The organism is uncultured Intestinimonas sp. (genome assembly GCF_944387245.1).
GTDB lineage: Bacteria > Bacillota > Clostridia > Oscillospirales > Oscillospiraceae > Intestinimonas.
This window is the reverse complement of sequence record NZ_CALXEE010000039.1, coordinates 1-20,048: the sequence shown is the minus strand read 5'-3', so window position 1 is coordinate 20,048 and position 20,048 is coordinate 1. Positions and strand designations below refer to the sequence as shown.

The 20,048-nt window shown below is 63.0% G+C and carries 16 protein-coding genes and 1 tRNA gene; 16 read left to right on the top strand and 1 reads right to left on the bottom strand.

Translation table 11 applies throughout. The annotated features are described in order from the left end of the window. Nucleotides 1-497: 497 nt before the first annotated feature. Nucleotides 498-2,105: an ATP-binding cassette domain-containing protein gene (locus Q0K15_RS06625; protein WP_294514175.1), complete on the top strand. Its 1,608-nt coding sequence runs from the start codon at nt 498-500 to the stop codon at nt 2,103-2,105. Between the two features lie 219 nt (nt 2,106-2,324). Here Q0K15_RS06625 and Q0K15_RS06620 read toward each other — a convergent pair whose 3' ends face one another. Continuing rightward, on the bottom strand, nt 2,325-2,585 hold the full coding sequence (locus Q0K15_RS06620) for a hypothetical protein (RefSeq protein ID WP_294514172.1): 261 nt from the start codon (nt 2,583-2,585) through the stop codon (nt 2,325-2,327). Nucleotides 2,586-2,743: 158 nt separating this feature from the next. On the opposite strand from Q0K15_RS06620, the gene Q0K15_RS06615 reads away from it, so the two are divergent. The 15 genes from Q0K15_RS06615 to Q0K15_RS06545 form a co-directional block, all read left to right on the top strand. After that, nucleotides 2,744-2,875 carry a helix-turn-helix transcriptional regulator gene (locus Q0K15_RS06615; protein ID WP_294514169.1) on the top strand — a complete coding sequence of 44 codons (132 nt, stop codon included), beginning with the start codon at nt 2,744-2,746 and terminating at the stop codon, nt 2,873-2,875. Between the two features lie 69 nt (nt 2,876-2,944). Continuing rightward, nucleotides 2,945-3,163: a helix-turn-helix transcriptional regulator gene (locus Q0K15_RS06610; protein WP_294514179.1), complete on the top strand. Its 219-nt coding sequence runs from the start codon at nt 2,945-2,947 to the stop codon at nt 3,161-3,163. A gap of 90 nt (nt 3,164-3,253) precedes the next feature. Then, the gene (locus Q0K15_RS06605) at nt 3,254-4,090 is read left to right on the top strand and encodes a hypothetical protein (protein WP_294514165.1); all 837 of its coding nucleotides are present in this window, start codon (nt 3,254-3,256) and stop codon (nt 4,088-4,090) included. A gap of 36 nt (nt 4,091-4,126) precedes the next feature. Next, nucleotides 4,127-6,115: a methionine--tRNA ligase gene (metG, locus tag Q0K15_RS06600; RefSeq protein WP_294514162.1), complete on the top strand. Its 1,989-nt coding sequence runs from the start codon at nt 4,127-4,129 to the stop codon at nt 6,113-6,115. Nucleotides 6,116-6,809: 694 nt separating this feature from the next. Beyond that, nucleotides 6,810-7,172, top strand: a complete 363-nt coding sequence (locus Q0K15_RS06595; protein WP_294514159.1) for a metalloregulator ArsR/SmtB family transcription factor — start codon at nt 6,810-6,812, stop codon at nt 7,170-7,172. Between the two features lie 36 nt (nt 7,173-7,208). Then, the gene (locus Q0K15_RS06590; protein ID WP_294514156.1) at nt 7,209-7,427 is read left to right on the top strand and encodes a cation transporter; all 219 of its coding nucleotides are present in this window, start codon (nt 7,209-7,211) and stop codon (nt 7,425-7,427) included. A 45-nt stretch (nt 7,428-7,472) separates the two neighbouring features. After that, the gene (locus Q0K15_RS06585) at nt 7,473-9,392 is read left to right on the top strand and encodes a heavy metal translocating P-type ATPase (RefSeq protein WP_294514153.1); all 1,920 of its coding nucleotides are present in this window, start codon (nt 7,473-7,475) and stop codon (nt 9,390-9,392) included. Nucleotides 9,393-9,534: 142 nt separating this feature from the next. Then, entirely contained in the window at nt 9,535-11,520 is a 1,986-nt protein-coding gene (locus Q0K15_RS06580; protein WP_294514150.1) for a toprim domain-containing protein, read from the top strand. A gap of 282 nt (nt 11,521-11,802) precedes the next feature. After that, on the top strand, nt 11,803-13,815 hold the full coding sequence (locus tag Q0K15_RS06575; protein ID WP_294514147.1) for a hypothetical protein: 2,013 nt from the start codon (nt 11,803-11,805) through the stop codon (nt 13,813-13,815). A gap of 38 nt (nt 13,816-13,853) precedes the next feature. After that, on the top strand, nt 13,854-16,094 hold the full coding sequence (locus Q0K15_RS06570) for a DNA topoisomerase (ATP-hydrolyzing) subunit A (RefSeq protein ID WP_294514144.1): 2,241 nt from the start codon (nt 13,854-13,856) through the stop codon (nt 16,092-16,094). Nucleotides 16,095-16,125: 31 nt separating this feature from the next. After that, nucleotides 16,126-16,995, top strand: a complete 870-nt coding sequence (locus Q0K15_RS06565; RefSeq protein WP_294514141.1) for a YitT family protein — start codon at nt 16,126-16,128, stop codon at nt 16,993-16,995. A 19-nt stretch (nt 16,996-17,014) separates the two neighbouring features. Next, the gene (locus tag Q0K15_RS06560; protein ID WP_294514138.1) at nt 17,015-17,602 is read left to right on the top strand and encodes a lactate utilization protein; all 588 of its coding nucleotides are present in this window, start codon (nt 17,015-17,017) and stop codon (nt 17,600-17,602) included. Further along, a complete protein-coding gene (locus Q0K15_RS06555) occupies nt 17,583-18,707 on the top strand; it encodes a hypothetical protein (RefSeq protein WP_294514135.1) in 1,125 nt (374 codons plus the stop codon). Before Q0K15_RS06560 ends, Q0K15_RS06555 begins: the two co-directional genes overlap by 20 nt. A 52-nt stretch (nt 18,708-18,759) precedes the next feature. Further along, a tRNA-Gly gene (locus Q0K15_RS06550) sits at nt 18,760-18,835 on the top strand. A gap of 653 nt (nt 18,836-19,488) precedes the next feature. Further along, nucleotides 19,489-20,048, top strand: a 560-nt coding sequence (locus Q0K15_RS06545) for a hypothetical protein (protein WP_365933457.1), incomplete at its 3' end; no start/stop codon positions are given.

The following is a 20,048-nucleotide window of genomic DNA, read 5'->3' as shown; positions in this document are numbered from 1 at the left end:
AAATGCCTGGGCTGGCGCTCACCCTTTGAAGTCCATTTCCAGAAAGTGTTGCACTTGACTTGACAATGTGCCATTGAACTTGATTCCGTCGTCTGCGGACGACGGAACTCTGCGAGGCTCTTGCACAAAATCTGAGGCATTTCCACTTTTTCGACAAGCTGATGGCCGCCCCGGAGAGGGGCGGCCATTTTCGTCGTCAGAGGGTCCGGCCACCGAACAGGCTTGGGGATACCACCTCATCCGGCATGGCCCGGGACCATGCCATCTTCCCCCTGTGGGGGGAAGGTTTTGCAACGGAGCGGTTTTTCTCGCCCTCCCCCTTCCAAGGGGTGTACAGCTTGTGGCGGAAAGGGGAAAGGACAAGGAAAAACCCTTGTTTTGTGCCAGAATTATGATATACTATTGGGGCGTTTACGGCCGCGCCGGGAGAGAGCGGCCCACAGAAGCCGCCTTCCGGCAGGGCGGCGGAATAGAGTATAATATTTAAGGAGTATGACATGATCACAGTCACCGACCTCAGCTTACAGTACAGCGGCCAGGCCCTCTTTTCCCATGTGGACCTGCAGTTCGTCAAGGGCAACTGCTACGGCATCATCGGCGCCAACGGCGCCGGCAAGTCCACCTTTCTGAAGATTCTGTCCGGGGAGCTGGAGCCCACCTCCGGTGAGGTGTCCATCCTGCCCAACACCCGCATGTCCATCCTCAAGCAGGACCAGAACGCCTACAACGCCTACACCGTCATGGACACGGTCATCATGGGCAACCAGCGCCTCTACGACATCGGCAAGGAGAAGGAGGCCCTCTATGCCAAGGAGGAGATGACCGAGGAGGACGGTATCCGGGCCTGTGAGCTGGAGGAGGAGTACGCCGAGCTGGGGGGCTGGGAGTCCGAGTCCGACGCCAGCCGTATCCTCCAGGGCCTGGGCATCCCCGTGTCCATGCACTACGACATTATGGAGAACGTGGACGGCCGCCTGAAGGTGAAGGTCCTGCTGGCCCAGGCCCTCTTCGGCAACCCCGATATCCTCATGATGGACGAGCCCACCAACAACCTGGACATCAACGCCGTGAACTGGCTGGAGGACTTCCTGCTGGACTTCGAGGGCACCGTCATCGTGGTCAGCCACGACCGCCACTTCCTCAACACCATCTGCACCCACATCGTGGACATCGACTACAACAAGATCAAGATGTACGTGGGCAACTACGACTTCTGGTATGAGTCCTCCCAGCTGGTGCAGAACCTCATCAAGAACCAGAACAAGAAGAACGAGGAGAAGATCAAGGAGCTGCAGGAGTTCATCTCCCGCTTCTCCGCAAACAAGTCCAAGTCCAAGCAGGCTACCGCCAGAAGAAAGCTGCTGGATAAGCTCACCGTGGAGGAGATGCCCGCCTCCTCCCGCCGCTACCCCTGGGTGTCCTTCTCTCCCGACCGTGAGGTGGGCAAGGATATCCTCTTCGTCACCGAGGTCTCCAAGACCGTGGACGGGGTCAAGCTGCTGGACAAGGTGAGCTTCACCGTCAACCACGGCGACAAGATCGCCTTCGTGGGCGAGAACGAGAACGCCCACACCGCCCTCTTCAAGATCCTTACCGGCGAGTGGGAGCCCGACGAGGGCACCGTGAAGTGGGGCCAGACCGCCACTTACTCCTACTTCCCCAAGGACAACACCGAGTTCTTCAAGGACAACGACGACAACCTGGTGGAGTGGCTCCGCCAGTTCTCCTCCGACCCCCACGAGGCCTATCTCCGGGGCTTCCTGGGCCGGATGCTCTTCTCCGGCGACGACGTCTACAAGCAGGTCAAGGTCCTCTCCGGCGGCGAGAAGGTGCGGTGCATGCTCTCCCGCATGATGCTCTCCGGCGCCAACGTGCTGCTGCTGGACCAGCCCACCAACCACCTGGACCTGGAGTCCATCGCCGCCGTCAACAACGGCCTGGAGGCGGTGAAGTGCAACGTGCTCTTCTCCTCCCACGACCACCAGCTGGTCCAGACCGTGGCCAACCGGATCTTCGACTTCACCCCCGACGGCAAGCTGGTGGACCGCCAGATGACCTATGACGAGTACCTGGAGCGCATGGCCCAGGAGAGCGCCCAGGGGTAAGGCCGGGTTTCCGATAGTTCGAGGCGCACCCTCATCCGCCCCAGTGTGCGCACTGGGGCACCTTCCCCCTTCCAGGGGGAAGGTCTGGGGTACGTAAACCTTTGTCCTTGGAGGGGAAAGGTCCGGGACGCGTAAACCTTCCCCCCACAGGGGGGAAGGTGGCATTTGCGAAGCAAATGACGGATGAGGGGGCGCTCCGGAGCTGCTCCCGCCCGGCGGTCAGCCGCCCCACACGTAGCCCTCACCGCGCAGCTCCTCCATAAGGGCGGCGCCCAGACAGAAGCCCCGGCGGAAGGCCTCGTTGGTATAGCAGTCCTGAAGCCGCCCCAGTGCAGACCAGAACTCGTCCAGAAAGCCGTCGGACAGGGCCTCCGCCACCTTCCGGCAGTAGGGGTCCAGGGCCTTTCGGGCCCCCTCTTCCCCCGGATAGGGCGGATGGGGCGTGCTGGCTTCGTTGAGACAGTCGATGACGGAGTTCATATGTCATACCTCGCATTGTGTTTTGTTTGGTTTTGTAGTAAACAAATAACGAACACTAAGGGGGAAATATCAATGTTACAGTTTCCAGCACGGCTTAAAAAAGCCAGAGAGTTACGAGGGAAAAACAGAGAGAGCTGGCAGAGCAGCTGGGAATCAGATTGCGGTCCTATCAGGCATATGAGAACGGGGAGCGGGAACCGTCATTTGACAAATTGGTTGTGATTGCGGACTATTTAGATGTAACAACAGATTATTTGCTTGGCCGCATAGACGATGACACGGAGCAATGAAATTTATATTTACGAGAAAATCATACATATTATATGCATGATTTTCTCGTATGTCAAGAGGTGATTTTGATGACCCCTTTCCCTGAGCGGCTGCGCGAGGTGCGGAAACAAAGTGGAAAAAAACAGCGGGAAGCCGCTGATGTTTGCGGGGTCATCCTGCGGACCTACCAGGGCTACGAGGGCGGTAAGAGCGAGCCAAACATTGCCCGGCTCATCGCGCTGGCGGATTTTTTTGACGTATCGCTGGATTATCTGCTGGGGCGTACTGACACGGACCCAAAATTGTGATATACTACCATCGTATGTACTTTCGTCAGGGCGGCAGCGCCGTGATGGGAGTGCCATTTCCAAGGACCCTATTTGAGAGGACTGTAACGCATGCGCAAAGAACTGATCCTGCCGGTGACCGCCATCGTGGGCGGCGCCATCGGCTTTTTTCTGAGGCGGCAGGAGCTCCTCACCGCCTTTGAGCCGGACACCGGCCTCCCCATCGAGGGCATGCCGGTGACCTGGTCCCTCATTGCCCTCTCAGTGGTGGTGGCCGCCGTGGTGCTTCTGCTGTGTCTGGGCACCGGCAAGGGCTTTCAGGGCGGCTACGACGAGGCCTTCCAGGCCAGGGACGCCGCCCCCTACATGATGGGCATGACGGCGGGGGCCTTCCTCACCGCCGCCGCCGGCGTCCTGCTCCTCCTCCAGCTCCCCGGACTCTACGCCCAGGCCTCCCTGGAGACCGGCGGCTTCCCCATGTTCAGCATGGTGCCCAAGGTGCTCCTGGCCGTCCTCTGCCTGGTCTCCGCCTGGTCCATGCTCATGCTGGGTAAGAATAACTACCGGGGCGAGGGGCAGGGCAAGTACAGCGCTTGGCTCCTCATCCCCGCCTATACCTGCTGCATGTGGCTCATCGTCTCCTACCAGGAGCACAGCGGCGACCCCATCATCCTGGACTACGTCTATCAGCTCTTCGCCGTCATCGCGGCGGTGCTGGGCTGCTACTTCCTCTCCGGCTTCGGCTTCGGCCGGGGCCGGCCGGCCGCCGCCGCCTTCTTCGCTGCGGAGGCCATGTACTTCGCCCTGGTCACCCTGGCCGACACCCATGAGCCGGCCTTCCTGCTTCTGTACGCCGGGTGCTTCTTCTATTTCGCCGCCTCCTCTGTGGCCCTGCTCCACAACCTGGGCCGCCCCCTGGGGCCGCGAATGCCGGGGGCAAGCGCCTGAGCACACAGCAGAATACAAATAGGGAGGAAAGACCCCATGAAGGATAAGTTCTATATTACGACCCCCATCTATTACCCCTCGGACAAGCTCCACATCGGCCACACCTACTGCACCGTGGCCACCGACGCCATGGCCCGCTACAAGCGCCTTCAGGGCTACGACGTCATGTTCCTCACCGGCACCGACGAGCACGGCCAGAAGATCGAGGACAAGGCCAAGGACGCCGGCGTCACCCCCAAGCAGTTCGTGGACAACATCGTGGAGGGCAAGGGCGGCATCCTGGACCTGTGGAAGCTCATGAATATCTCCAACGACCGTTTCATCCGCACCACCGACGACTACCACGAGCATTCCGTCCAGAAGATCTTCAAAAAGCTCTACGAGCAGGGCGACATCTACAAGGGCAAGTATGTGGGCAAGTACTGCAAGCCCTGCGAGTCCTTCTGGACCGAGACCCAGCTGGTGGACGGCAAGTGCCCCGACTGCGGCCGTGAGGTCCAGGACGCCGAGGAGGAGGCCTACTTCTTCCGTCTCTCCAAGTACGCCGACCGCATCCTCCACCTGCTGGAGGACACCGACTTCCTGGAGCCCCGGAGCCGGGTCCACGAGATGGTCAACAACTTCATCAAGCCCGGCCTGGAGGACCTGTGCGTCTCCCGGACCAGCTTCACATGGGGCGTCCCCGTGGACTTCGACCCCGGCCACGTGGTCTACGTGTGGATCGACGCCCTCTCCAACTATATCACCGCCCTGGGCTACGGCAACGACAAGTACAGCGACTACGACAAGTACTGGCCCGCTGACGTCCACTTTGTGGGCAAGGAGATCGTCCGCTTCCACTCCATCATCTGGCCCGCCATCCTCATGGCCCTGGACCTGCCCCTGCCCAAGAAGGTCTACGGCCACGGCTGGCTCCTGCTGGAGGGCGGCAAGATGTCCAAGTCCAAGGGCAACGTGGTGGACCCCGTCATCCTGGCCCAGCGCTACGGCGTGGACGCCCTGCGCTACTTCCTGCTGCGGGAGTTCCCCTTCGGCTCCGACGGCAACTTCTCCAACGAGGCCCTCATCTCCCGTATCAACGTGGACCTGGCCAACGACCTGGGCAACCTGGTCAGCCGCACCGTGTCCATGGCGGGCAAGTACTTCGAGGGGGGCAAGCTCCCCACCGAGCAGGTTGAGGGTCCCGAGGACGCCGAGCTGATCGCCCTGGCCTCCGGTCTCCGGGACAAGTACGAGGCGCACATGGAGAAGTACGCCTTCCAGGACGCCCTGATGGACGTCTTTGCCCTCATCTCCCGGGCCAACAAGTATATCGACGAGACCAAGCCCTGGGTCCTGGGCAAGGACGAGAGCCAGAAGGCCCGTCTGGCCCGGGTCATGTACAACCTGCTGGAGAGCATCCGCATCGCCGCCGTCCTCCTCACCCCCTTCATCCCCGACACGGCGGAGAAGATCTTTGCCCAGATCGGCGCCGGTGAGGATGGCCGCACCTGGGAGAGCGCCGCCACCTTCGGCGTGCTGCCCGCCGACGTCACCATCCACCGTGGGGAGAACCTCTTCCCCCGTATCGACATGGAGAAGGAGCTGAAGGAGTTGGAGTCCCTGGAGAATAAGCCCGAGGAGACCAAGGCCGCCGAAGCCCCCAAGGCCGAGGCCGCCAAGGCGGAGAAGCCCGCCGAGCCCGAGTATATCACCATCGACGATTTTGCCAAGGTGAAGTTCGTCACCGCCAAGGTCCTGGCCTGCGAGGCTGTGCCCAAGTCCGCCAAGCTGCTGCGGTTCACCCTGGACTGCGGCGAGGAGTTCCCCCGGCAGATCCTCTCCGGCATCCACGAGTGGTATGAGCCCGAGGACCTGGTGGGCAAGACCGTGGTGGCCTGCACCAACCTCAAGCCCCGGAAGATGATGGGTATCATGTCCAACGGCATGCTCATCTCCGCCGTCAAGGAGGAGCCCGATGGCTCCGAGAAGCTCCACCTGCTCATGCTGGACGACAAGGTCCCCGCCGGCTACGGCCTGTGCTGATGTCCTTTTTCTTGAAAGAAAAAGGATCAAAAAGAACTTTGGTATCGCTCCCATTGTGGTCGTAGGACCGGAGCTTTTGCCCGGTAGCGATGGGTCGATCAAATAGGAAACGCCAAGCGGGCGCTGCCATCGGCAGCGCCCGCTTTTGTTTTGCAGAGAGGGGGGAGACCAGCGGGTATCTCACGTCGCCACCCGCACCACGCCGCGACCAACCCCGCCCACGTCACAGCAACGGCAATCCCAGGCAGCGCTACCACGTCCCGACACCCACATACGCAGGCGGCGAAAAAAGTGGGGATAGAACCACATCTTATCCCTGTTCCACCGGCGGAGTCTCCTGTGGACGGTGCTGGTCCACAACGGGGGCGTAAAGCCAGGCCGCCGGATTCCTATTTGGAGCCACCTAACCCCCTTGGGAGCCCCTTTTTCTTTGGATTCCAAAAACCGTTCTTTTTCCAGCAGGGAAGCGAAACGGGTTTTGAACGTTCCCTTAAGGGCCACTTAGCGCCCCCTCATCCGTCATGGCCTGCGGCCATGACACCTTCCCCCCTCAGGGGGAAGGTTTTATGGAGCGCGCCGCCGCACCTCATAGTCCGGCTAAGAAAATTTTCCCCACCCTGTTGACATTTCCTCAGGAGTGCATATAATAACATATGAATAATAACTCATATGTTTCAGAAAAGGAGTGGGGAAGATGGAGGAGAGAGAGGAACTGGAGCAGTGTGAGACCCTTCAGGTCCACCGGGACATCGTGGAGAAGGTGGATGCCGAGATGCCCGACGAGGAGATCCTCTACGACCTGGCGGAGCTCTTCAAGCTCTTCGGGGACTCCACCCGCATCAAGATCCTGTATGTGCTCTTCGCGTCCGAGATGTGCGTGTGTGATATCGCCCAGCTGCTGGGTATGAGCCAGTCGGCCATCTCCCACCAGCTCCGGGCCCTGAAGCAGGCCAAGCTGGTGCGCTACCGCCGGGAGGGCAAGCAGGTCTTTTATTCCCTGGCCGACGGCCACGTCCGCACCATCCTGGGCCAGGGCATGGAACACGTTGGTGAGTAATCAAAACGATCAAATTTAGGTTAGGAGGACACCACTATGAAGAAAAAGTTCAAGCTGGAAGATCTGGACTGCGCCAACTGCGCCGCCAAGATGGAGGACGCCATCAAGAAGCTGGACGGCGTCAATGACGCGTCGGTGAGCTTTCTCACCCAGAAGCTGACCCTGGACGCCGACGACGAGCGGTTTGAGGAGATCCTGGACCAGGCGGTCAAGGTGTGCAGAAGGGTGGAGCCCGACTGCAAGATCCTGCGCTGAGGGGCGGAAAACAGCCCCCAGTAACGGTTTCGGAGGTGCATGGTGATGACCAACAAACAGAAAAAGACCCTGTGGCGGATCATTGCGGCGGCGCTGCTGCTGGTGTGGGCCATGTTCGGCCCCACCCTGTGGCTGCCGGCGGGCTTGCCCTTTGTGTCGGTGGGCCGGACGGCTGCCGACGGCACGGCGGCCTTTGCCCTGGCCCTGTGGGTCCGGTTCCTCATTCCCTACCTGGTCATCGGCTGGGACGTCCTGTGGCGGGCGGTGCGGAACATCGCCCACGGCCAGGTCTTTGACGAGAACTTCCTCATGGCCATCGCCACCGTTGGCGCCCTGTGGATCGGGGAGTACGCCGAGGCCGTCTTCGTCATGCTCTTCTACCAGGTGGGTGAGCTCTTCCAGAGCTACGCCGTGGGCAAGTCCCGGCAGTCCATCGCCGAGCTCATGGAGATCCGCCCCGACTACGCCAACGTGGAGCGGGACGGCGCAGTGGAGCAGGTGGACCCCGACGAGGTGGAGGTGGGGGAGACCATCCTCATCAAGGCCGGGGAGCGGGTGCCGCTGGACGGCGTGGTGCTGGAGGGCCGGTCTGACCTGGACACCGCCGCCCTCACCGGCGAGTCCCTCCCCCGGGAGGTCCAGAGCGGGGACGACGTCATCTCCGGCTGCGTCAACCTCACCGGCCTCTTGAAGGTCCGGGTTACCAGGGCCTTTGAGGAGTCCACCGTCTCCAAGATCCTGGACCTGGTGGAGAACGCCGGAAGCAAGAAGGCCAAGGCCGAGAACTTCATCACCAAGTTCGCCCGGTACTATACCCCCGCCGTGGTCTTTGCCGCCGTGGCCCTGGCAGTGCTGCCGCCGCTGATCGGCGCCATGACCTGGAGCGAGAGCCTCCACCGGGCCCTCATCTTCCTGGTCATCTCCTGCCCCTGCGCCCTGGTCATCTCGGTGCCCCTGAGCTTCTTCGGCGGCATTGGCGGCGCCTCCAAGGCCGGCGTGCTGGTGAAGGGCGGGGCCTACCTGGAGGTACTGGCCCGGACCCAGATCGTGGTCTTTGACAAGACGGGCACCCTCACCAAGGGGGTCTTTAACGTCACCGCCATCCACCCCGAGACCTGCGGTGAGGACCGGCTGCTGGAGCTGGCCGCCCTGGCCGAGAGCTGGTCGCAGCACCCCATCGCCCGCTCCCTCCGGGAGGCCTACGGCAAGGACATCGACTCCGGCCGGGTGTCCGAGGTGGAAGAGCGCTCCGGCCGGGGCGTCCGGGCGGTGGTGGACGGCACCGAGATTTTTGTGGGCAACGACAAGCTCATGGACGACATCGGCGTGTCCTGGCACCCCTGCCACCGGGTGGGCACCACCGTCCACGTGGCGTCGGAGGGGGAGTACCTGGGCCACATCGTCATCTCCGACGAGGTGAAGGAGGACGCCGCCCAGGCGGTGGCCGACCTGAAGACCCTGGGCGTGGCCAAGACGGTGATGCTCACCGGCGACGCCAAGGCCGTGGGAGAGGCCGTGGCCGCCCAGCTGGGCCTGGACGAGGTCCACACCCAGCTCCTGCCCGCCGACAAGGTGGAGCGGGTGGAGGCGCTGCTGGAGCAGAAGACGGGGAAGGGCTGCCTGGCCTTCGTGGGGGACGGCATCAACGACGCCCCCGTCCTCTCCCGGGCCGACATCGGCATCGCCATGGGTGGCCTGGGCTCCGACGCCGCCATCGAGGCCGCCGACGTGGTCCTCATGGACGACAAGCCCTCCAAGATTGCCGTGGCCATCCGCATCGCCAAAAAGACCCTGGTCATCGTCCGGCAGAACATCGTCTTCGCCCTGGGCGTGAAGGCCCTGGTGCTGGTGCTGGGCGCCCTGGGTGAGGCCAACATGTGGGAGGCCGTCTTTGCCGACGTGGGGGTATCCGTCATCGCCATCCTCAACGCCATGCGGGCCATGAAGGGAGCAGGACAGCCCTGACCATTTTCAGGAAAAGACCGCCGTTTTTGGGACCGGCGGTCTTATTTTGTGCCTTTTTCGACCCTTCCCCTTCCTTGACAGAACGGGTGGAAATGGGATAAACTTATTCTGAGATATTATCGTTTGAATGTGAGGGAGACCCATGCCAAAGAGCAGCGCGAAAAGCTACGGCAACGACTCCATCTCCTCCCTGAAGGGCGCCGACCGGGTCCGCAAGCGGCCCGGCGTCATTTTTGGCTCCGACGGGCTGGAGGGCTGTGAGCACGCCGTATTCGAGATCCTGTCCAACGCCATCGACGAGGCCCGGGAGGGCCACGGCGACCTCATCACGGTGACCCGGTACGCCGACCAGTCCATCGAGGTGGAGGACTTCGGCCGGGGCTGCCCGGTGGACTGGAACGAGAAGGAGGGCAAGTTCAACTGGGAGCTGGTCTTCTGCGAGCTCTACGCCGGCGGCAAGTACAACAACCTGGAGGGGGACAACTACGAGTATTCCCTGGGCCTCAACGGCCTGGGCACCTGCGCCACCCAGTACGCCAGCGAGTTCTTCGACGCCGTCATCCATCGGGACGGCCAGGAGTACACCCTCCACTTTGAAAAGGGCGAGAACATCGGCGGCCTCCAGAAGGCCCCCTACACCGGCAAAAAGACCGGCTCCAAGTTTCGCTGGAAGCCCGACCTGGAGGTCTTTACCGACATCAACATCCCGGTGGAGTACTTCCTGGACGTTTTGAAGCGCCAGGCGGTGGTCAACGCCGGGGTCACCTTCCGGTTCCGCAACCAGGTGGGGAATAAGTTCGAGACCACCGACTTCAAGTACGAGCACGGCATCGAGGACTATGTCCGGGAGCTGGCCGGGGAGGACAGCCTCACTCAGCCGGTGTTCTGGCAGACCGAGCGGAAGGGCCGGGACCGGGCCGACAAGCCCGACTACAAGGTGAAGCTGTCCGTGTCCTTCTGCTTCTCCAACCGGGTGCAGGTCATCGAGCACTACCACAACTCCTCCTGGCTGGAGCACGGCGGCTCCCCGGAGAAGGCGGTGCGCTCCGCCTTTGTCTCCGCCATCGACGGCTACCTGAAGGCCCAGGGCAAGTACCAGAAGAGCGAGAGCAAGCTCACCTGGAACGACGTCCAGGACTGCCTGGTCTTCGTCTCCAACAACTTCTCCACCCAGACCTCCTACGAGAACCAGACCAAGAAGGCCATCAACAACAAGTTCGTCCAGGAGGCCATGACGGATTTCCTCAAAAGCCAGCTGGAAGTCTACTTCATCGAAAACCCCTTCGACGCCCAGAAGATCGCCGAGCAGGTCCTCATCAACAAGCGCTCCCGGGAGAGCGCCGAGAAGGCCCGGCTGAACATCAAGAAAAAGCTCTCCGGTAACGTGGACATCTCCAACCGGGTGCAGAAGTTCGTGGACTGCCGGACCAAGGACACCGAGCGGCGGGAGCTCTACATCGTGGAGGGCGACTCCGCCATGGGCGCCGTCAAGCTGAGCCGGGACGCCGAGTTCCAGGGCATCATGCCGGTGCGGGGCAAGATTTTGAACTGCCTGAAGGCCGACTACGCCAAGATCTTCAAAAGCGAGATCATCACCGACCTATTGAAGGTGCTGGGCTGCGGGGTGGAGGTCAAGGACAAGCACGCCAAGGACATGGCGGAGTTTGACCTCATGAACCTCCGGTGGAACAAAATCGTCATCTGTACCGATGCCGACGTGGACGGCTACCAGATCCGCACCCTCATCCTCACCATGCTCTACCGCCTCACCCCCACCCTCATCCAGCGGGGGTACGTCTATATCGCCGAATCCCCCCTCTATGAGATCGGCTGCAAGGACAAGACCTGGTTTGCTTACAGCGAGAGTGAGAAGGCCGCCATCCTCAAGGAGCTGGAGGGGAAGAAGTACTCCATCCAGCGCTCCAAGGGCCTGGGCGAGAACGAGCCCGACATGATGTGGCTCACCACCATGAGCCCGGCCACCCGCCGGCTCATCAAGGTCATGCCCGAGGACGTGGAGCGCACCGCCGCCGCCTTTGACCTGCTGCTGGGGGACAACCTCCAGGGGCGCAAGGACCACATCGCGGAAAACGGGTATAAATATCTGGAATTGGCCGATATTTCCTGATATGCCTTTCAAGGCTGCCTGCGTGGCGGCGATGTGGTCCGCGAACGGATGTGAGCCGCCGCGTCAGCGGCGTCCAAGCGTTTTGCCCAGCGGGCAAAACCTTGCGGTGGGACCATTCATTTGTCCCGCCGAAGGTGCTGTCCGGGTCCCCATCCGGCCCTGGCCGGATGGGAGGCACATTGCTGAAAACGGTTATAAATTCCTGGAACTGGCCGACATCTCCTGAAAGACTGCCGCTCCGCCGGTCCACACCTACAACGGAATAAGGAAAAGGAGGTCCCCATGAAAAAGCTGATTTCCATTCTGCTGACCCTGGCGCTGACCCTGTCCCTTTCCGCACCCGCCCTGGCCGCCGCCCCGGCGGATGTGTCCCTTCCCACCACAGACGAGATCCTTCCTGTGGAGGATTCGCTGGTCATCCGGGACTCCGGCTACTTTATGGACGCCGAGACGGCGGCCTGGCTGGAGGCCCACCCGGAGGAGGCCACCGCCATGGAGGCCAACCTGGACCAGCAGGCCGAGACCTGGGGCTATGGCTCCGTGGCCGAGATGGCCGAGGCATGGGGGGAATCGGAGGCCTACATCCGGGATATGCTGTTGGAGGAGCAGGCCGGGATGGCCATGTACCAGGAGGAGCAGCAGGCGGCCCAGGATGAGTACGCCGCCGCCCACCCCGGCTATCTGGACGGCTTCGACCCCGACGCCTGGCTTCGGACGGCCTACCCCGGTTACCGGGACCCGGAGGATGCCTTCATGGCCGACTACGGCCTGGCCGACCGGGCGGCCTTTGAGGCGTACATGAAGGGGGACTACACCAACCACCTCATCTGGATCGAGGACCTCCGGAGCGACATCGACGCCGCGCTGGCGGAGGACCCCACCGCCCTGGAGGGCTTTGACGTGGACGCCTACTTCACCCAGGAGTACCCCTACTATGACAGCCAGGAGGCCTTCATGCCCGACTATGGCCTTCTGGACCGGGCCGAGTTGGAGACCTACCTCACTTGGGAGTACCTGACCTACTACGCCGCTCCGTCCGCCCCCTGGACCGACGAGAGCAAGGAGAACCTGGGCGGCGTCCCCGGGGAACTGGGGATCATGGTCAACGGCACCTACCTGACCTTTGACGGGGACAAGCCCTACGCCGAGAACGGCGTCACCTACGTCCCCGCCGCCCAGCTGGGGGAGGCCTTGGGGCTGACCCTCACCGGCGACTACGTCCCCCTGCGGGAGACGGCCCAGGCCGCCGGCTGTGAGATCTGGTGGGACCAGGACTATGCCACCGCTGTGGTCGTCGACCTCGCCGCCCTCACGGAGACCATCGACGGCGGCTTCACCGCCCTCAACGGCGTGCTGGCCAAAAGCATCCCGGCCTGGGAGCGCTGGGCGGAGACCGAGGACTGGACCGTCACCCTCACCATGTTCGACAGCCTCAACGGAGACCAGACCTACCCCATGACCCTGACCCAGGAGAGCCTTTACGGCCCGGAGGGCCTCCAGACCACCGGGAAATACGAGCTGGCCGCCCTGATGCCCCTGCTGGAGCAGATGGGGCTGCTGGACTACGTGGGCGAGGATGAGAGGCAGGTGGTCTCCGCCGTCCTCAGCGGGGACTATGAGCTGCGCTGGGACACCGAGACCGGAGCCATGGCCTTTACCGCCTCCTGCCTGCCCGATCTCCTCTCCATGCTGGGAACCCCCTATCCCAAGGACCTGTGGTTCACCCTGGACGGGGAGACCACGGCGGAGCTGACCGACCTCCTCTCCAGCCTCATGGACCGGGAGGCCTCCGTCACTGTGGGGGCGCTGACCTGGGCCCTCACCCGGAGCACCACCTATGGAAGCCCTGTCTTCTACTGGCGTGACGCCATGGACTTTGCCGACACCCTGGCCCTCTTCCTGGGGGACGACGCCCTGGTCCGGGAGGGGGACGCCTGGGTGCTGCGGCTGGGCATGGACGACCTGGCCGCCCTGCTGGGCTACGGCGAGGATACCTACGACTACCTGGGCCTGGAGGACTTTGCCCTGGAGTGCGCCTTCGGCGACGACGGCGCCGTCACCGGCAGCCTGCTGGCCCTCACTCCCGACGAGAGCTGGTCCCCTGCCATGCGCATTGCCGCCCAGTGGGACCTTGACCTCACCGGCGGCACCATGGAGGCCGAATTCCACCTTAAGAACCAGATGAAGCTGACCCTCACCGGCACTTCCACCATGGAGGAGACCAATGAGCAGCCAGAGACCGGGGTGCCCGAGGGGGCCGCCGCCATGGCCCTGGAGGACCTGACCGGCTGGTGAGCCGCCATCTGACCATCATATTAAAGGACTGATCACCATTGGCTAAGAAAAAGGCCCCCCAGGAGGGGGGCAAGCGGGTGGACGACTCCAACGTCCTGGGCCTTCACGCCGAGGTGCTGGAGCAACCCATCACCCAGACCCTGGAGCTCAACTACATGCCCTACGCCATGAGCGTCATCGTCTCCCGGGCCATCCCGGAGATCGACGGCTTCAAGCCCTCCCACCGCAAGCTCCTCTACACCATGTACCAGATGAAGCTGCTGGGGGGCAACCGGACCAAGTCGGCCAACGTGGTGGGGGCCACCATGAAATTAAACCCCCACGGCGACGCCGCCATCTACGACACCATGGTCCGCCTGAGCCGGGGCTACGGCGCCCTCCTCCACCCCCTGGTGGACTCCAAGGGCAACTTCGGCAAGGTGTACTCCCGGGACATGGCCTGGGCCGCCCCCCGTTACACCGAGGTGCGCCTGGACCCCATCTGCGCTGAGTTTTTCCGGGACATCGACCAGGACGCCGTGGACTTCGTGCCCAACTACGACGGCACTATGGAGGAGCCCACCCTCCTGCCCACCACCTTCCCCAACGTGCTGGTGTCCTCCAACATGGGCATCGCCGTGGGCATGGCCTCCAACATCTGCGGTTTCAACCTCTCCGAGGTGTGCGACACCACCGCCGCCTACCTCAAAAACCCCAACTGTGACCTGATGGCCACCCTGAAGGCTCCCGATTTCCCCACCGGCGGCGAGCTCCTCTACGACGAGAAGGAGCTCTCCGCCATCTATGAGACGGGCCGGGGCTCCTTCAAGGTCCAGGCCCGGTGGCGGTACGTGAAGGAAGAAAACCTCATCGAGATCTACGAGATCCCCTACTCCACCACCGTGGAGGCCATCATGGACAAGGTCTCTGAGCTGGTGAAGAGCGGCAAGGTGAAGGAGATCTCCGACATGCGGGACGAGACCGACCTGAGCGGCCTCAAGCTCACCATGGACCTGAAGCGGAGCACCGACCCGGACAAGCTCATGGCCCGGCTCTTCCGCATGACCCCCCTGCGGGACTCCTTCTCCTGCAACTTCAACATCCTCATCGCCGGCATGCCCCGGGTCATGGGGGTGCGGCAGATCCTGGAGGAGTGGACGGCCTGGCGCATGGAGTCCATCCGCCGCCGGACCTACTTCGTCCTGGGCAAGCGCCGGGAGAAGCTCCACCTCCTCCAGGGCCTCCAGAAGATCCTGCTGGACATCGACAAGGCCATCAAGATCATCCGGGAGACCGAGGAGGACGCCGAGGTGGTGCCCAACCTGATGATCGGCTTCGGCATCGACGAGGTACAGGCTGAGTACGTGGCCGACATCAAGCTGCGCAACATCAACAAGGAGTATATCCTCAAGCGGACCCGGGAGACCGAGGACCTGGAGAAGGAGATCGCCGACCTTCAGGACCTGGTGGACAGCCCCAGCCGCATCAAGAAGACCATCGTGTCCGAGCTGGCCGCCGTGAAGAAGAAGTACGCCATCCCCCGGAAGACGGGGCTCCTCTACGACCGGCCCGAGGAGGCCGACGACGGGGGAGAGGACGTACCCGACTACCCGGTGAACGTTTTCCTCTCCAGGGAGGGCTATTTCAAGAAGATCACCCCCCAGTCCCTGCGCATGAGCTCGGAGCAGAAGTACAAGGAGGGGGACGGGGCTTACCTCCAGTGGGAGTGCACCAACCGGGACGAGCTGCTGGTCTTTACCGACCGCCAGCAGTGCTACAAGACCCGCATGAGCGACTTCGAGGACGCCAAGGCCAGCGTGCTGGGCGACTATCTGCCCACCAAGCTGGGCTTCGACGAAGGGGAGAGCTTCCTCTGGGCCTGCGTGCCCGGGGACTACTCCGGCAACCTCCTCTTCTTCTTTGAAAACGGCAAGGTGGCCCGGGTGGAGCTTGCCGGCTACCAGACCCAGACGAGGAGAAAGCGCCTCACCGGGGCATACTCGGATAAGAGCCCTCTGGTCCGGGGCTTCCTCCTCCGGGAGGACATGGAGATGGCGGTGTGGTCCACCGAGGGCCGCTGCCTCATCTTCCACACCGCGCTGCTCGCCCCCAAGACCACCCGCACCACCCAGGGCGTGGGCGTTCTGACCCTCAAGCCCAAGTACAAGGTGGAGGGGGCCGCCCCCCTGGACCAGACCCCCATCCAGAACGCCGCCCGCTACCGGGCCCGGAGCCTGCCGGTGGCCGGCGCCCTCCTGAAGGAGGAGGACCGTGGCGAGGAGCAGATGAGCCTGCTGTGATGGAAGATCCCAACTCCCTCTGGAGGTAGTTATGAAAAAGACCCTGAGCAAGACCCTGCTGGCCTATGTGTGGATCACCGTGGCGTCGGTGATCTACGCCGTGGGCTTCAACTGGTGCTACGAGCCCAACCAGATCGGCTTCGGCGGCATCACCGGCGTGGCCCAGATCATCAACGCCTTCCTGCCCTGGGCCCCCATCGGTACCGTGGTTATCATCCTCAACGCCCCCCTCTTCCTGCTGGGGTGGCGGCTGCTGGGCGGGCACCTGCTGCTCTCCTCCCTCTACGCCATGTTCATCTCCTCCCTGGCCATCGATGTGCTCCACATGTTCCACACCTTCCAGCCCATGGACCCCATGCTGGCCACCATCTACGGCGGCGTGCTCATGGGGGGCTCCCTGGGCATCGTCTTCCTCCAGGGCGCCACCACCGGCGGCACCGACCTCATCGCCCGGCTTCTGAAGCTCAAGCTGGCCTGGCTGCCCATGGGCAAGCTCCTCATGGCCATCGACCTGGTGGTCATCGTGGCGGTGGCCCTGGCCTTCGGCAACGTGTACAGCGCCCTCTATGGCGTGGTGGCCCTCTTCCTCTCCTCCAAGGTGATGGACATGGTCCTCTACGGACTGGACACCGCCAAGGTGGCCTATATCATCAGCCAGGACTCCCGGACCATCGCCCAGAAGCTCACCCGGGACCTGGACCGGGGCGTCACCATCCTCCAGGGCCGGGGCGCCTGGTCGGGCCAGGACAAGGAGGTGCTCATGTGCGCCTTCAAGCAGCGGCAGATCGTGGCCATGAAGCGCATGGTCAAGGAGGTGGACCCCTCCGCCTTCCTCATCGTCTGTGACGCCCACGACGTCATGGGCGAGGGCTTCCGGGAGTACCAGCAAAACGACTTGTGATGTGAAAGAAGGGTGTCTTATGGCAGATTTTGAAAAATTGCAGAAGAGCCTGGAGGCGGAGGGCTTTGCCGTCTCCCGCTTCGATACGGCGGCCCAGGCTGCCGACTACTTAGACGCCGCCCTGGACGGTAAGACCATCGGCATCGGCGGCTCCGTCACCGTCCAGGAGATGGGGCTGGCCGAGCGGCTGGCCAAACACAACACCGTCCTCTGGCACTGGGCGGGGAGCACCGTCCAGGAGGCAGCCGGCGCCCAGGTCTACCTCACCTCGGTGAACGGGGCCGCCGAGACCGGGGAGCTCATCAACATCGACGGCACCGGCAACCGGGTAGCCTCAGGGCTCTTCGGCCACGAGAAGGTGTACTTCATCGTGGGCCGGAACAAGGTGGCCCCCGACTACGACGCCGCCCTCTGGCGGGCCCGGAACATCGCCGCCCCCAAGAACGCCCAGCGTTTGAACCGCAAGACCCCCTGCGCCGCCAAGGGCGACCGCTGCTACGACTGCAAGAGCCCCGAGCGCATCTGCCGGGCCCTGGTGGTGTACTGGGAGAAGCCCACCAGCATGGACATGGAAGTGGTGCTGGTGGATGAGGACCTGGGCTATTAAGGGGGGGCTTGCCGCCCTGGGGCTCACGGCTTTGATGCTCCTCAGCGGCTGCTCGGCCATGCTGGAGCGGGAGTACCAGTCGGTGGAGCCCCACGTCCGGCTCAGCGTGGCGGAGGACGACTCCAACGCCGTGTGGGCGGAGACCTACTCCGAGCTCCAGAGCGCCATCCTGGCCCAGGTGAAGGCCGGCCAGGAGGTGGGGGTCATCCGCCTGAAGAACTGGAAGGGGGACGTGGAGGAGCAGCTCACCCAGGCCTGCGACGAGATCAGCCACTCCGACCCCCTGGGGGCCTACTCTGTGGACCGCATCCAGCACAGCTTTGCCCGCATGGTCTCCTATTACGAGGCCACCATCACCATCGACTACCGGCGCTCGGCGGAGCAGATCGCCGCCGTCACCACCGTCACCGGCAGCGGAGCCATCCGGGCCGAGTTGCTGGACGCCCTGGACGGCTTCGTCCCCGAGACGGTCTTTCAGATCAACTACTTTGACGAGACCCAGGACGCCGACTACATCCGTGACCTCATCCGGGAGGCCTATTATGAGCAGCCCGCCGCCGCTCTGGGGATGCCGGAGGCCCAGGTAAACCTGTACCCCGACGAGGGGAGCCGGCGGGTGGTGGAGGTCCTTCTCACCTATCCCGAGGACGCCAAGACCCTCCAGGGCGAGCGGGTGCAGCTGGAGGACGCCGCCACCGACCTGGTGGAGCCCTACCGCACCGGCCTTGCCGACCGGGTGTTGGCCTCGGTGCTCTTCAGCGCCCTGCGGGAGCACGCCGGCGCCGACGAGGCGGCAGGGGCTACCGCCTACCACGCCCTGGTGGAGGGCGCCGCCGACAGTGAGGGCATGGCCCTGGCCTACAAGGAGCTGTGCGATCTCACAGAGCTGCCCTGCCAGGTGGCGGAGGGGGATCTGGGCGGAGTACACCACTTCTGGACCATCGTCACCCTGGAGGAGGGGAGCTTCCATGTGGACGCCTCCCGGGAGGATGGCATCCTCCTCACCGACGCCCAGATGGCCCAGGCGGGCTATACCTGGCCGGAGGGGGAGTACCCCGTCTGCGGCGAGGCCGCCATCCCCATAGAAGAAAATGCGGAAAATTGAAAAAAACTATTGACAGAAGCGGCAGGTGTGGCTATAATATCATTTGTCGCTTGCAGGTGTAGCTCATCTGGTAGAGCGCCACCTTGCCAAGGTGGAGGTAGCGAGTTCGAGCCTCGTCACCTGCTCCAGCATAAAGAAAACGGACTGCTTTTGCAGTCCGTTTTCTTTATGCTGTGAAAAGTTGTTCCTTGGCGAGAACTCGCTGCTTCCACCACAAAAATGCGGTGTAGCCGCATTTTTTGTAATCCGGAGGTGCGGGGTCCCCGCAAAAGCGGCGCTTTTGTGGGGTGCGATAGCGAGTTCGAGCCTCGCCACCTGATCATCCTCTCCAAACCGGACCCGCTGCGCTGAGCTCCGGTTTGGTTTCCATCGGGGGCGTCTTGGGTTCCGCCGCCCGCCGGGCAGCTCCACCCTTCGGAATTTCACATGCTCGGGGCAAGTGAATTGCCCTTGCGCCAAGGTTTTTCCCTGTGGGCAAAACGCTTGTGCGGCGCAGACGGGCCACCGGCCCAATGGGCCGCAGGTGTAAAGTAAGAGGATACGGCCCCGGTCGTGTCCTTTTTTATCCTCGGGCGGATGGTATCGCCCCTATGTCCCGTTCCTTTCATCTTTGGTCGGTACGGCGATCAGCTTGCCCGCCGTACCGATGTGGCATCGCTTTCGTGGGGCGCGGCTTCCCAGACGCGTCCTCATGGGAATATGAAACTTTTTCTCCACCGTGAAAACTTTCCGCCCGCCCCTCCGTCTAACATACAGAAAGACAGAAAAGGAGGGGAGCCGCTTGGCTTATCAACCGAAACGCTGCCGGCGGAAGCCCCGGCGCACCGCCGTGCTCCGTCTGCCCGCCGCCGTGCTGCTCCTGGCGCTGCTGCTGGCCGGAAGCTGGTCGGTGCTCTCCGCCCATGTGAGTGCCCGTCACGATCCCGATGACCTGCCCCGGCAGAAGGTGGAGCGGCAGGAGACCGCCGTGGAGACCGCAGCCCCCACGGAGAGCGCTCCTGTGCCCGTGACGCCCCCTCCGGCGGAGACTACCGCTGTCCCGGCGGAAACGAACGCCGCCCAGGGCTATGACTATACCGCCCCCGTGCCCGAGAGGGAGAGGGTGGAAAATGACTGGTTCGAGGATGCCGCCTTTCTGGGGGATTCCCTCACCGACGGCCTGCTGCTGTACAGCGACATCCGGGGGCCGGCCAACCTCTCCTACAAGGGACTTACCGTTCAGTCCGTCCGCACCGACAAGGTGGTCCGGGTGGACGGGCAGAAATACACCCCCCTGGAGGCCCTGGGGCAGAAGACCTACGGCAAGGTTTACATCCTGCTGGGCATCAACGAGCTGGGCTG